Source organism: Paenibacillus oryzisoli, assembly GCF_050467285.1.
In the GTDB taxonomy this organism is placed as follows: Bacteria; Bacillota; Bacilli; order Paenibacillales; family NBRC-103111; genus Paenibacillus_E; species Paenibacillus_E oryzisoli_A.
The window spans coordinates 530,436-543,955 of sequence record NZ_JBCMUN010000006.1 but is presented as its reverse complement, the minus strand read 5'-3'; the positions used below and the strand labels follow the sequence as shown (position 1 = coordinate 543,955).

The window sequence follows — 13,520 nt, the reverse complement described above, 5'->3', positions numbered from 1 at the left end:
TTATCGATACAACGGTCCAAAATTTGCGCAAGCGCGGAAATCGGCGCCTGCAGTCTCCATCACGCCGAACGCTGTCCATGTGCTCGGACGGAAGATACGTTCCTCTGCAACGTTATGCATGCAGACCGGGATGCGAAGCATGGAGGCTAGCGTAATGAGATCGCTTCCAATATGTCCATAGCTGAGCGCGCCATGATTGGAGCCCCAATGATTCATCACGGCATACACGTCCTTGAATGCACCTTCACCGGTCAGGTTCGGCACGAACCAGGTCGTCGGCCATGTCGGGTTGGAGCGTGCATCCAGGATGTCATGCACATCGTCGGGCAGCTCCACCGTATAGCCTTCAGCCAATTGCAGCACCGGCCCCAGCCCTTTAATCAAGTTGATCCGGGCCATGGTAACCGGCATGCCTTCACATGTCGTGAAGTCCGTCGAGTAGCCGCCTCCGCGGAAGAAATCGACGGCTGGGCACCACTTCGTCGCTTCCAGGCATTGCTGGACTTCGTCCTCGGTAATTTCCCAGAATGGTTTCATTGCCGGCTGGCCATTCTTCTTCTGTCTGCCCGTACCGTCGAGCGCTGCAGGGCCCGAATTAATCAAGTGAATGATACCGCTTTCCGCTCTACCCGTCAACTCATATCCGGTCACTCGTTTCACCGCATCCGGACTCCAGTACGTACGCACATCGGCAAAAATTTGAGCGGCGTCGGTAAGCAGATGGCCGAACAGCATCGTAATGCCGTTGAGCGTGTCATTTTCTGTCGCGAGCATGAACGGCTCGCGAATGCCGTTCCAATCGAAAGAGCTGGTCAGGATCGCTTCCATAAAGTCGCCGTTTGGAAAATGGTCCGTCCACGCGCGCTGCCCCTGGAAGCCTGCCGCCAGCGCGTTGCGGCCGAGCGCTTCCTCGCCGAAGCCCAGCTCCGCAAGCTTCGGATTACCGATCATCATATCGCGAGCGATGAGCGTCATTTTGACGACGGTTTCCCAGTCGCCTTGCTTCTGGGCTTCTGTTCTCGTCAGATGCGGCGGATTGACATCCGCGCCGATCCGGCAGTTTTCCTTCGTCCACGCCAAGGCTTTCTCGTACTCCGCAGCATCGTAGATCCCGCGTTCCATCCGGCGAATGAACTCGCTCATGTCCACATATTCGTTGCGCATCCCCAAATACTGCTGGAAAAAGCTCTCGTCCACGATGCAGCCTGCGATCCCCATCGAAACCGAGCCCATGGACAAATACGATTTCCCCCGCATCGTTGCAACCGCCAGGCCGGCTTTGGCGAATTGCAGCAATTTCACCTGCACATCCTCCGGAATGGACGTGTCGCCCATATCCTGTACGTCTTTGCCGTAGATGCTGAAGGCGGGCAGCCCCTTTTGGTTATGCGCGCTTAATGCGGCTGCAAGATACACCGCTCCAGGACGTTCGGTTCCGTTGAAGCCCCAGATCGCTTTGGGCAGGTGAGGATCCGTATCCATCGTTTCCGTCGGGTAGCACCAGGATGGCGTTACCGTGATCGTCACCCCGACACCGCTGCGCGCGAATTTCTCTGCAGCCTGCGCCGCCTCCGCCACACCTCCGATACAGGTGTCGGCAATGACGCATTCGACCGGCAAGCCGTTGGCATGCTTCAGATGCTCACTGAGGAAGCTTGCGACGGTGACAGCCATCTCCATCGTGACATCTTCCAAAGACTCACGGATGCCTCCTCGCCGCCCATCGATCACAGGACGAATTCCGATTTTCGGCATTGAACCTTGCAGACGATTGATCATTTTACCATTTTCCATATGGGATCACTCCTGATTCATTCGAATGTGTAAACGATTACGTAATCGTTTACACACAGTTTACGTGCCGCCCCCAATTCCTGTCAACCCCTATTTTTCGCGTTTTTACACTGTGCAAAATTAATCTCCCCTGCCAAAAAATTTCTCCTTAAATCAAAAAGAGCATTCGTTTAAGGTAAGAGTAGAAAGAAAGAGAGAAGCCTTCTTCGCTGTAGATCCTGCGGAGGGAGGGAAGCTGATTGTTGAAAGAAGTTCACAAACTTAACTGGATTGGTTGATGCTCAATTACGTTGAAAGGAGGCGCCATTTTATGAAGAAACTGCCCATATGGCTTGCAAGCTTTGCTTTATCCTTGGGATGTATCCTGCTTACAACGAATCATCAAGCGCATGCGGTCGTTCCTGAAGAAAGCACATTCTTCTCAACGGCCTTTGTCGAGGAAGGCAGCATTTATAACACGAACAGCGATGGCGATCTATGGCCGTCGGCCTGGTCGAATGACGATTATCTGTACTTGGCGAACGGCGATGGCTGGGGATGGACGAACCAGGGCTGGTCGGACATTGTATTCAGCCGGATCACAAGCGGGCACCCGGACAACAGGAACTTGATCGGCAATCGGATTAATGCCGGCATAGGCAAAGTGTGGAACACCGCGAAGTGCTCCGACGGGAGTGCCGCCTATAACCGCAAGCCGACGGGTCTGACCTCGCGCGGAGGCATCCTGTGGCTGGCTGTGCAAGATCTTAATCGGTGCCCCGGCACCCGGTTTTTCGGCCCTACCTTTAATGATGCTCCGAATGCCACCATCCTGAAATCAATGGATAAAGGCGTAACCTGGACGTATAACACGACGACACCTATGTTTTCGAATAATGCCTTTACGACGGTTATCTTTCTGGACTGGGGCAAAGATGGCGTAGACAATGATCCGAACTCCACGAGAGACGATTATATTTATGCGTACGGCTTGGACTACAACTGGCGCGATTCGTTCAGCAACTCCGTCCCCGATCCGACCAAGCTGTATTTAGCTAGAATTTTGGCGACGGACAACGTGCAGGATCTTTCCAAATGGCAGTTCTGGACCGGCGGCTTGAACGACGGCGCGGAGTCATGGTCCTCTTTCGGCAGCATCGCCTCGAAAAAGCCCGTCCTCCAGGACGATTCAAGGGTTTACTCGACTACGACTTCCGGGTTTCCCTCCGCTGATATTAAAGATATGACGAAGCTTTCGCAGGGCAGCGTGACCTACAATCGCGCTTTGAACCGGTTTATTTACCTATCCTGGACCGAATATACGTATGAATTTTACGAAGCGCCAGCACCTTGGGGACCTTGGAAGAAGTTTCTTTCCAAAGACTTCGGCCCTTACAATTCACCATGGACGACGGGCAAAAACGGAGGCTATACGACCGTCATGCCGTCCAAATACATCAGCGCGGATGGCAAACGCATGTGGTTTAACGCGAACACGTTCGAAGGTCCGGTCAATAACTATAATTTTTCGCTGCGGCAATTGTATGTCACGCCTTATAACGCCAGCTTGACACCTGTCAATACGAAGAGCAGCACGAACAATTTAGCTGTCAGCGGCGAGAGCAAAACACCGTTTACGAAAGCGAGCTTTCATCAAGGCAACCCTTGGGCGCTGAACGACGGCGTCAAAAATGTCAATGCGGACGATTGGAACGGGGAAGCCAAGACGGAAAGCTACTGGGGCTATACCTGGGGACGTCCGTACAATCTCAATAAAGTCGTCTACACGACAGGAAATTCGTTTCCGGACGGCGGTTGGTTCAGCAACGGGGTGAAGGTGCAAGTACGTCAAAACTTCAATTGGGTGGATGTGACCGGCCTATCCGCATCGCCGGATTACCCGAGCGACGGCACAGCGGCTCCGTATAAGACGTATACGCTGAATTTTGACGATACATGGGGGGACGGTGTTCGCATCATCGGGACGCCTGGCGGCACAGCCAAATTCACCACGATCAGCGAGCTTGAAGTCTACTATGCGGATCGATTCGCCTCAACAGTCACGGACACGTTTGACGGTCCTTTATCCAGCAGCTGGACATGGAGCGCTCCGTTAGCAGGCCCGACGAACGCTTTGGTGAACGGGAATTTCAGAATGAGCTTGCCGAGCACGAACACCTACGACAATTGGACGACGATTGACAATGCTCCAAAGTTGACAAGGACGGATATGGGGGCCGGCGACTGGACGATCGAGACGAAGCTGAATCTGTCAGCCTACACCGCGAATTCGAACTTCCACACCGGGCTGACGGTCAAATTCGGGCCGAACAACTATTATGTTTGGGGGAATTTGCAAGGCTCTGGCTTGGAGCTGAGCAGGTCCGGTTATCCGGCACTCACCGTTGTCCCAAGTTATTCAAACCCCTCCGTCTACCTCCGCATGAGGAAAGTGGGCCAGCGCTATTACGCCGATTATAAAACAAATGCCAACGATCCTTGGACGAACGTTTCGAATGACTACTATCCGTATGCGTCTCCTGTTGCTGTCGGTCTCTTGTCCAAAACATGGTCCAACCTTAACCTAACTGCGGATTTCGATTACTTTACACTTTCCAAATAAATAGCTGCGCCCTGCCCCCCATCATTGTTAAGATCAATGATAGGAGGGCAGGGCGTTTGTTTTCGGCCGACGACCGTGTATAAGACCCTTAAAGACCTAAGGAACTTCCCTTTTCCAAACGGAGAATATGCTTCTCCCCTTCATCCGACAAGGCGCGAAATTGATTGATCGTTTCCCGCATTTTCGGAAGCGCAGCCTGCTTGTAGGAACTGATGGAATCAAAGGCAGACAGCACATCAGCGAAGGCTTGCTTAAGTGTGTCTACGGAAACGCTGCTTTCCATCGCTTGCTGCTGAATGGCTGCTCCCTGATTTTTGAGCATCTTGGACGTCCCTGCAATCAGGTTGTTAGTCGTTTGATTCAACAGCTCAATCTTTTTGAGGACAATGCCCTGATTGTAGAGCGCGCTCGCAACGGTAACCGCAATTTTAAGCGCCGAAATCGTGACTGTTTTGGCCCGGTCAACGCCGCGGATCAGCTCGCGGTTATTTCGAATCACCACTTCATAGGCCATAATGCCCTGCTGATTGACGACCAGCATCTGCTGCAGATCCATCACCCGCTGACGCATCGGGAACAGCACTTCTTCCGTGATGAAACGAATCTTGTCGGGATCCTCGCCGCGCTGCTTCGCCGCTTCGATTTGTACTTCAATCGAGGCATCCATCATTGTGCCGAGCTGAATTTCTTTCTGCAGCTTTTTCGTGAGTTCCCGAATCGCTTGCTGTTCGAGCTCCAGCGTCGTGTTGTCGTTCTTTAAGATCGTTCTCCCTTTATCGAGCGAAACCACGATGTCAGCAATGACATGATCCGCCTTTTCATACTTGAGGAAATAGGCGCGCAGCGGATTGAACAGATTGCCGAGAAAGCCTTTCTTGGCAAAATCTACAAGGCTGGGATCCAAATCCTTCAACTGGATATGCAGTTCCGAGAGCCCTTTGGCAACGGGCCCGCCTTCATCCCCGCTTTTGGCGAGATTGCCGACCGATACTTGAAGCAATGTATTTTTTTGCGAAGAAACTTTCATGGTATCAAGACCGAAGCTCTCGATCGACTGGAGGATGTCTTTCCGCTGCTCCAGCGCGTTCTCATCCAGATTCAGGATCGAGGCCACATTGGCATCCGCGATCTCTTTCAGCTTAGCGGTCTCTTCCGGAACGGGTTGCACCGTTTCTTCAATTACAGCTTTAATTTGCTCAACATTGGCAACATCCATCGTAAACGACATACACATTCCTCCTTGGATTGGAATTACATTTGAACGTTAAACAGGTTGCCGATTTTGTACACGACGTCATCGGTATCTGCATTGATGCTGGCTGCTTCATTAATGCCCGAGATGCTTTCAAGCGCCTTGATGTTCGCATTGTAACCGACGGTATAAATTGGAATTTTGTACGTCTCGATGAGTCCCTTAATATCGTTGAGCGAATAGCCTTTATTCGTTTCACCGTCGCTAAGAACGAAAATAATCGGTTTGATATTTGGGTTCGCGGCAAGCTGATCCTGAAGCATCTTCAGTGCGACGATAATGCCATCAAAGGTGGCCGTATTGCCGCTGGCTTGCAGGCTGTTCACGGCGCCTACGAAGAGCGACTGCTGATTCAGATCGTATTTGGCAATCGGGAGCTTGATCGTCACGTTGTCCGAATAGGAAATCAATCCGATGCTGTTGTCTCTGCCAAGATACTTCTGCCCTTTGATCAGTGATTCCTTCAAACGGTTCAACGGCGCTCCGCTCATGCTGCCGGAGGTGTCGGTGACGAATACCGCTGTGATCGGCTTACTGGAGTTCTTCTTTTCCTTCCACACTTTTTGTGCAGAGATAAGTACTTTTCCTTCAATGGGAGCCATTTCGGATGTATAATCGTCAAGCCCGTTAAATCCTTTATCCTTGGCTGTCTTTGCATATTTGTCCTGGGTGACGAAGGCAGCAAACTGCTTCAGGATGTCGAGCTTGTTTTGGGAAATATCGCCGAGCGCATAGAGCGGGCTATCATGCCGTACGCCAAACGGGGTGAACACATATCCATTTTTTAATTCAGGCGCGTTCACGTAGGTTTGGTATTCCAGCACGAAGCCGTCGAGCGCACCGGAAGTAGCGGCGTCGCGCATTTGGATGGTCGTCGAAGCGATGAACGGAACGTTGGCTTGGAATTTCTCAAATCCTTGCACGGCCTTGTCGCTTAAAACATTGGCGCTATCATAAGCATTAAGGGCAGTAATCAGAAAATTAAGGCCGGTCGAGCTTGCAAACGGGTCGGTATAGCCCATGGACAACTGATTGTTCGCGATGGCATCCGTGATCGTTTGAACGTTGATGGAGCCGTACTTGGCAACCAGCGCATCGTATTTGGCCTTCGCGATGACAATCCCCGGGACGTTGCCGACAAGGCGCTTGGATACGAGCTGCGTCTTCACCCCGCTAGCCTTCACCATTTCTCCCCATAGCTCGTTGGAAGGTGTAAACGCATCGGGTACAACCTTGCCGGATCGAATGAAATCCGCCGCCGTTCCTGAGGCGATATTCCGGATTTTCACAGATGCCGGTTTGCCGCCCACCATCACATTCGCTTTGTTGAACTCTGTCGCCGTTTCCGTCAACCAGCCGTCAACCCCTGTTCCCGATTTCTCGGTGGAAGAGAAGATTTCAACGAAGTTGTCGCTCGTGTTGTTCACCGTCACAGGGAATTTATTAATGTCCGGCAGGGTAGAGGCGACATCAACGGGATCAAGATCGACTTGGCCTTTGGCCACTGTCTCGGTCTTAGGCGCAATGTTCTTGTAGTATTTGTCAAGCTGCTTACCTGCGTCCTCCACCGTCACCTGAGCAGCCGATTTGCCCAAGTTGGCGGTAAATTTGATCCCTCCGTACACGAGGAAAAAGACCAGCGCAAGGAAGATCACCGAGAGGAAGAAAAACGTTTTTTTACTCTTCATTCACAACACCTCTAGTTCTTATAATATTTGGTTTGCTTGATGAGCGTATCGATTTCCTGCATGCAAGGCATCTTCTCAATGTCACCGATTTCAAGACTGTCGAGCCTGGATATTTCCAGCAGGAGCTTGTCGAGCTTCAGCAAGATTTCCTCATTCGTTCCTAAAGAGCTGCTTGTAAATGAAAGGTACTCGTTATAGACGGCTTTTCTTTCTTGAAGCAGGGCCGGTGGAAGCTTGGAAGAACCCGCCCCGGTCACGCTTTTGAATTCCGTTTCATCGAAAGCGCCCAACCTATTCAAGATACTCTTCAAATTGCGATAAAACAGATTCTCGATCTCCTGAATTACCGAAACGAATCTTGCATAGCTGAGCTCACTTGCTTCAAATCGCTGATTGAGCGTTTCGAGCAAAGTCGCCTTCTTCTTCTGAATCCGCTCCAGCTGGCTCAAAGCCAAACGCATAGGCTCTTCCAGCACCTTAACTCGTCTGTAGTGCGACAACGCCTCCGCGTAATCTTCCTGGGTTTGGATTTGCTTTATCGGTACAGCGGCGGGCAATTTGAAGATCAGGCTGTACGTTCCATAAAGCAAAGCCAACGCGCTTGCCAGGATCAACGTCGCGCCAAAAGCCGATGACAGCGCCGACGCGCCGAACTTGGCGCCAATAAATCCGGGTGAGAACACCGCAATGTTCACCGCGACAATACCGAAGATAAGACCGAAAAGCTTTATGTATCTGGTACCCATTCAAACGCATACCCCCTCTGCCTTGAAACATGTTCAGTTTCCAAAATGATACCATATTTTTCCGGCGCCGTCCCTCAAATACGTTAAAAAACCGCCATAATGGCGGTTTTTCGTCAGTTATACATCTATTCTCATCATGTCATAAGCCAGAGTAACCTTGGCCTCTGTTGCCGCGCCGCACGCCGCTAACACTTCAGCATACGGCTCACCGTCAGTCAAGTGAACCGCATACACCCGCTCGATCTGATCGATCGGATAATAGTCAAGCAGTTCCTCCAAACTGGTATGGCCGTTTGCAGAGCCCTTCGCTTTCGTTGCCTCATGGATAAGGACGTCGATTTTCCCTTGTCGGCCAATGCTCTCATTCGGCATCGTATCGGCCGAGTAGATCAATACGGAGCCCACCGACTCTACTTTGACCCCGACTGTCGCACCTACATGCAGACTGGGAAACGTCGAAACCGTTAGCCCCTCCTCGGAAATAACCACAGCAGGCTCCGTCCAGTCAAAATCGTGAATGTGAATGGTGAATAGTATCGGCCATTCCGCCACCCGATAGCTTGCCAGGATGGCCGTCAGCTGATCTTTGTGCTCGCTTGCACAATAAATGGTAAGGGGATCACGCCTGCGAGCGATCCACATCCCCCAAAGCAAGGAAGGTAAGCCGTAAATATGATCAACATGAAAATGCGTCAACAGCACGCCTTGGATCCGGTCAAGCGAGATTCCCGCTTGCTTCAGCTTGCCGAGCGGATTGCCGCCGACGTCGATCATCCAGCACCGTTCTCCGCTTTCAAGAAGCAAGTACGTATTCTCCCGCTCCACGCTTCCGGAAGCGCTGGCGGTACCCATAAATAGAACATTCAACATAGCAGCGTTTCATCCTCCGATCCTCGTTCAGCCAAGCTCCAAAATATACCGCTTAATCACCTTCGAGACCCCGTCTTCCTCATTGGAATCCGTAACGACATCCGCCCCAAGCTTGACTTCTTCCTGCGCATTCCCCATCGCTACGCCCAGTCCTGCTTCAGCGATCATGGCCAAATCGTTGGCGCTGTCTCCAACCGCCACAACCTCCTGCATACCGATGTTCAGCAATTTGCAAACCTCGCGCAGCCCGCTCGCCTTCGTAATCCCAGCCGGATTGACTTCAATATTGGTGGGATGGGAATTCGTGAGCTCAAAATCCCCGATCTGCGAAATTCTCTCATGAAGGATGGCCAGTTTAGCCGGATCTTCCGTACGATAGCCGAATTTGATCCACGCCATTTGACTGCCGCAGCTTTCGTCCCATCGATCCCGGGTCGGTTTGCCTTCTGTATGGTACGCCCAGTACCACACGTTCAACTCGAGCGCAATCCGGCGCAGCTCCTCGATCTGGCCAAAAGGGATCACATGCCGCAGATGCAGTTGATCCCGCCTTTTCCACACCTCTCCGCCATTTACGGCGACGATCGGCGAGTCCAGCTTAAGCTGGTCGAAATAGGGAAGGATGTGTTGAATCCCTCGACCTGTCGACAAAACGACGGTGACGCCTTGTTCCCGGCATTTTGCGATCCATTCCGCATTGGGCTGGGAGATTTCTTTTCGATCATTAAGTAAGGTACCATCCATATCCAGGGCAAGCAATTTGTATGTTGTCATGCGTCTCCTTGATTACTTCACACCTGAATGCATGAAGCTGTTGATAAACTTTTTTTGGAATAGAAAAAATCCTAGCAGCAGCGGCAAAGCGATAATTAACGTGGCTGCCGTTACTTCCGCAAATTGAGCCCCGGTCTCCGACGCATGCGCAAATATGGCAAGCCCCACGGTTAAGGGCCGATTTTCCGGTGAATTCGTTACGATCAGCGGCCACAGGAACGCGTTCCAGTGGTGGCTGATGGAGACAATGCCGAACGAGATGATGGAAGGAACAGCCAACGGCACGTACACCCGCATAATAATTTGCAGCAAATTGCAGCCGTCAAGCCTAGCCGCTTCTTCCAGTTCGTACGGCACGGACTTGAATGTTTGTCTTAATAGGAAAGTTCCGAATGCGGAAGCAAAATAAGGAATCATAATGCCGAGCTTTGTATCCAGCAGATGCAAACCTTTCAACACCTGATAATTTTGGACAATCAGAATATCGGGAGGAACCATAATCTGCATCATGACGAGCATCAGAATGACATCTTTTCCCCAGAAGTTCATCCGGGCAAACGCGTAAGCCGCCAATGTGACGGTAACCAGCTGAACGGCAAGAATGCCGATCGCGATCTCAATCGTGTTTACATAATACTGCCCGAATGGCGCCGCATTCCAGGCTGTTTGATAGTTAGCGAAGGTAAACTGCAGCGACCATCCTGCCGAAACGATAAGATCGCGAGGCCGGAACGATGTCCATACTGTCCATAGGATAGGGATGATCCAAATGGCAGCCAGCAAGTACATCACGCCATATTTTAAATACCGCATTTCGATCATCCTAACTATAATGAATTTTCTTGTCCAGGCCGAAGAACTGAATGCACGACACGATCAGGAGCAGCACAATTAAGACCACGGTCAATGTCGCCGCCATCCCCTCATCCCAGAACTTGAACGCCGTCTCATAAATCAGATACAGCAGCAGGTTGCTGGCATTGTCAGGTCCCCCGCCGGTCATGACCGGCAAGTGGTCGATCAATTTGAATGTACCGGTGGTCGCGATGATGAAAATAAACAACGTACTCGGCATCAACAAGGGGAACGTAATTTTTCTGAAAACAAACCACGGTCTCCCCCCGTCGATGTCTGCGGCTTCGTAAAGATCCTTTGGAATATTTTGCAGCCCGGACAAGTAGAACACCATCAGAAACCCTGCTTCCTTCCAAATCGCCATCGCGATCGTTGCGCCAAGAACCGTACCGACATCGCCCAGCCAATTGATCGAAGGGATGTGGAACCAACTGAGGATGCTGTTTAAAATGCCGTATTTCGGCGTGTAAATGAACAGCCAAATGTTGGCGATAGCGACAGCCGGAATGACCGTCGGGTAGAAGAAGAACGTTCTCATAAATCCGTTGCCCCTGACCGCCCGATTCACAAATAAAGCCATCGCGAGGGCAACGGCCATGGCAATCGGCACCGTCCCCAGCACAAAGATGATCGTATTGCCCAGCACCTTCCAGAACTTCGCATCTTCCCATAAACTCCTGTAGTTGTCCCCTCCAACAAATTGCGGTACGCGAACCGCCAATTTCTTCAAATAAAAACTGGCCGCTACCGTTTTATACAAAGGGTAGAACGTAAACATGGCGAGAAAAACGAAGGTAGGAAGGAGAAGCAGCCAGGCTTGCATATTTTCACGCAATTTTCTGGCGAATAACCGCTTCTCCATGGATCACTCCTCCAATCTTGATGCACTCGATTATTTATTAAATGGAGCGAGAAGCTTCTCCGCCGCTTCCTGCGCGTTCTTCAGCGCTTCCGCAGGCGGCACGGTGCCTACAATGGCGGACTGGAGCCGGTCATTCAACACTTTGCCGACTTCCCCGGAGTTATGCGTAGAGAACGACGCCGAAGCATACTTCAGTTGGTCGCGTGCCGTAACAGCCTGCGGGAAAGACGCGATGTACTTTTTCATAATCTCAGTCTCATTCGAACTTCTCGTTGGCGCGACGTAGCCCGTGTCGATACTGAATTGCGCTAGGCGTTCCGGCTGCGTCAACCATCGGATATATGTCCACGCCGCTTCTTGCCGTTCTTTCGCAATGCCTTTGAAAATGTACAGATTCGCTCCGCCTACAGGCGTACCAAAATTTTTGCCGGCAGGAAGGAACGCTGTTCCAAATTCAAATTTCGCGCCATTTTTGACGGCTCCCAGATTGCCTGTCGTGTGATACATCATCGCCGTTTTCCCACTGGTGAAATCGGATGGAATCGTCGCCCAGTTGGTCGCACCCTCCGGCATCACCTTTTCTTTCTTGATCAGATCGATCCAAAATTGGAGCGCTTCTACATTTTCCGGCGTATTGATAAATACTTTTTTGCCGTCCTGGTCCATCAGGTTTTTGCCGTTCTGCAAGGCCAGCGCCTGGAACATCCAGCCGACGTAATCGGTCGAGGAGATCTCAATTCCCCACCGGCCGGGCTTTGTCAGCTTTTTCGCATACTCCGTCAATTCCTGGTAATTTTGCGGCGGCTTGTTCGGATCAAGACCCGCTTCTTTAAACGCTTCCTTGTTGTAGTACAGAATGATCGTGCTGCGCTGGAACGGAATACTGTACGTCTTGCCGCCCGTTTGCGCATTCGCCATGAATCCTTCATAAAAATCCTTGAGATAGGCGTCCCCGCCGTCTTTGGCGGCCAGATCGTTGAGCGGGATAATCGCGTCCATATCGAGCAGTGTGAACAAATCTGTGGAAGACGACAGCATGAGATCGGGTGGCGTGCCGCCCATCACGGCGGTTTGCGCTTTCATTAGCGTGTCCTGGTTGCTGCCGGTATAGATCGGCTTCACGGTAATGCCCTCTTTGTTTTCCTTGTTAAACTGATCTGCCAAGCTATCGAATATTTTGGTCAACGGTCCTCCGACAGCTACCGGAAAATAAAAGGAAAGCTCGATCGGCTTGGCATCCTTTTTCGCCGGCTCGCTTGACTTCGCGTCGGTTACGCCCAGTGAGGCACCTCCTGTTGATGCGGGACTAGCCCCGCCGCAAGCCGTAAGTGCCAATGCACATGCGGTGAGAGCGGTTACAACTTGGATTCTGGTTTTGGAAAAAAGCACGCGTTTCAACTCCCTTTGTCGAAATCGTTATGGTAATTCCTCCAGCTTTTGGTACGGACTGCTCGGATGATCCCCCCTTTCCAGACGCTAAAAAACCCAATTGCAACCATTCTCTTTTCCCCAAGGAAAAAAGTAATGAGTAGCAATTGGGTTTCTCCAATACTCAGCCCGCAGCCAACACTTCAATTGTATGAATTTTTTGGATTCTCAGACAAATATACGCTAATCATGATGAGACTGCAACACATTTTTTATTCTGCCTATGGCGGCAATGTTGTTCATACAACCTAGCGCAGCTTGAATACCTGCGCTTCATAAGGCCGCAGCGCCAGACGCTTCAAATCCGTATGCATGGCAAGCAAAAAAAGGTTGAAAAGGAGATTCCCTAGTTCAACCTCTTTATTTCACCGCTTCGCCTTAAGTCAAGCTCTTCATGCCTCGCAACCACTCATAAAAATCATCATCAAAAAAAAGATCTGGGATATACGTCTGAACATAATTGCAATTAGGGCAAAGAAGAACTAATCCTTGTTCAAGAACCTTAGGATATAATTTCTCGTGCTTACTGTTGTTTCCGCAAGTAAGAGGCCGCACTCCCTCTGTCTGCTGGTAATCTTTAATACGCTGCTTGACGACATCCTCTTGGTTCATGTTTATCCCCTTCATTTGTTAAACTCCGCATGCTTTG

11 protein-coding genes are annotated in these 13,520 nt (G+C 51.0%); 1 reads left to right on the top strand and 10 read right to left on the bottom strand.

What is annotated here, in order from left to right:
- Positions 1–1,794 (bottom strand): L-fucose isomerase, encoded by a 1,794-nt coding sequence (locus ABE504_RS11225; RefSeq protein ID WP_430088144.1) that lies wholly within the window; start codon positions 1,792–1,794, stop codon positions 1–3.
- Positions 1,795–2,104: 310 nt separating this feature from the next.
- Between ABE504_RS11225 and ABE504_RS11220 the strand changes: the two genes are divergently transcribed.
- Entirely contained in the window at positions 2,105–4,396 is a 2,292-nt protein-coding gene (locus ABE504_RS11220; protein ID WP_430088142.1) for a hypothetical protein, read from the top strand.
- A gap of 88 nt (positions 4,397–4,484) precedes the next feature.
- On the opposite strand, the gene ABE504_RS11215 is transcribed toward ABE504_RS11220, so the two are convergent.
- The 9 genes from ABE504_RS11215 to ABE504_RS11175 form a co-directional block, all read right to left on the bottom strand.
- Complete coding sequence (locus ABE504_RS11215; protein WP_430088140.1) at positions 4,485–5,624, bottom strand: toxic anion resistance protein; 1,140 nt, start codon at positions 5,622–5,624, stop codon at positions 4,485–4,487.
- 23 nt (positions 5,625–5,647) lie between these two features.
- Positions 5,648–7,336, bottom strand: a complete 1,689-nt coding sequence (locus ABE504_RS11210; protein ID WP_430088138.1) for a VWA domain-containing protein — start codon at positions 7,334–7,336, stop codon at positions 5,648–5,650.
- 11 nt (positions 7,337–7,347) lie between these two features.
- Positions 7,348–8,082, bottom strand: coding sequence for a hypothetical protein (locus ABE504_RS11205; RefSeq protein ID WP_430088137.1), 735 nt, complete (start codon positions 8,080–8,082; stop codon positions 7,348–7,350).
- 117 nt (positions 8,083–8,199) lie between these two features.
- The gene (locus ABE504_RS11200; protein WP_430088135.1) at positions 8,200–8,952 is read right to left on the bottom strand and encodes an MBL fold metallo-hydrolase; all 753 of its coding nucleotides are present in this window, start codon (positions 8,950–8,952) and stop codon (positions 8,200–8,202) included.
- A 27-nt stretch (positions 8,953–8,979) separates the two neighbouring features.
- The gene (locus ABE504_RS11195; RefSeq protein WP_430088133.1) at positions 8,980–9,726 is read right to left on the bottom strand and encodes a Cof-type HAD-IIB family hydrolase; all 747 of its coding nucleotides are present in this window, start codon (positions 9,724–9,726) and stop codon (positions 8,980–8,982) included.
- A gap of 12 nt (positions 9,727–9,738) precedes the next feature.
- The gene (locus ABE504_RS11190; RefSeq protein WP_430088131.1) at positions 9,739–10,539 is read right to left on the bottom strand and encodes a carbohydrate ABC transporter permease; all 801 of its coding nucleotides are present in this window, start codon (positions 10,537–10,539) and stop codon (positions 9,739–9,741) included.
- A 10-nt stretch (positions 10,540–10,549) separates the two neighbouring features.
- Positions 10,550–11,443, bottom strand: coding sequence for a carbohydrate ABC transporter permease (locus tag ABE504_RS11185; RefSeq protein WP_430088129.1), 894 nt, complete (start codon positions 11,441–11,443; stop codon positions 10,550–10,552).
- Positions 11,444–11,473: 30 nt separating this feature from the next.
- Complete coding sequence (locus tag ABE504_RS11180; protein ID WP_430088127.1) at positions 11,474–12,832, bottom strand: ABC transporter substrate-binding protein; 1,359 nt, start codon at positions 12,830–12,832, stop codon at positions 11,474–11,476.
- A gap of 417 nt (positions 12,833–13,249) precedes the next feature.
- Complete coding sequence (locus tag ABE504_RS11175; protein ID WP_430088126.1) at positions 13,250–13,483, bottom strand: hypothetical protein; 234 nt, start codon at positions 13,481–13,483, stop codon at positions 13,250–13,252.
- Between the last annotated feature and the right edge of the window lie 37 nt (positions 13,484–13,520).

Excerpts from the sequence above, each read along its gene's own strand:
- ABE504_RS11225 (WP_430088144.1), bottom strand. The coding sequence starts at position 1,794 with ATGGAAAATGGTAAAATGATCAATCGTCTGCAAGGTTCAATGCCGAAA.
- ABE504_RS11220 (WP_430088142.1), top strand. The coding sequence starts at position 2,105 with ATGAAGAAACTGCCCATATGGCTTGCAAGCTTTGCTTTATCCTTGGGA.
- ABE504_RS11215 (WP_430088140.1), bottom strand. The coding sequence starts at position 5,624 with ATGTCGTTTACGATGGATGTTGCCAATGTTGAGCAAATTAAAGCTGTA.
- ABE504_RS11210 (WP_430088138.1), bottom strand. The coding sequence starts at position 7,336 with ATGAAGAGTAAAAAAACGTTTTTCTTCCTCTCGGTGATCTTCCTTGCG.
- ABE504_RS11205 (WP_430088137.1), bottom strand. The coding sequence starts at position 8,082 with ATGGGTACCAGATACATAAAGCTTTTCGGTCTTATCTTCGGTATTGTC.
- ABE504_RS11200 (WP_430088135.1), bottom strand. The coding sequence starts at position 8,952 with ATGTTGAATGTTCTATTTATGGGTACCGCCAGCGCTTCCGGAAGCGTG.
- ABE504_RS11195 (WP_430088133.1), bottom strand. The coding sequence starts at position 9,726 with ATGACAACATACAAATTGCTTGCCCTGGATATGGATGGTACCTTACTT.
- ABE504_RS11190 (WP_430088131.1), bottom strand. The coding sequence starts at position 10,539 with ATGCGGTATTTAAAATATGGCGTGATGTACTTGCTGGCTGCCATTTGG.
- ABE504_RS11185 (WP_430088129.1), bottom strand. The coding sequence starts at position 11,443 with ATGGAGAAGCGGTTATTCGCCAGAAAATTGCGTGAAAATATGCAAGCC.
- ABE504_RS11175 (WP_430088126.1), bottom strand. The coding sequence starts at position 13,483 with ATGAACCAAGAGGATGTCGTCAAGCAGCGTATTAAAGATTACCAGCAG.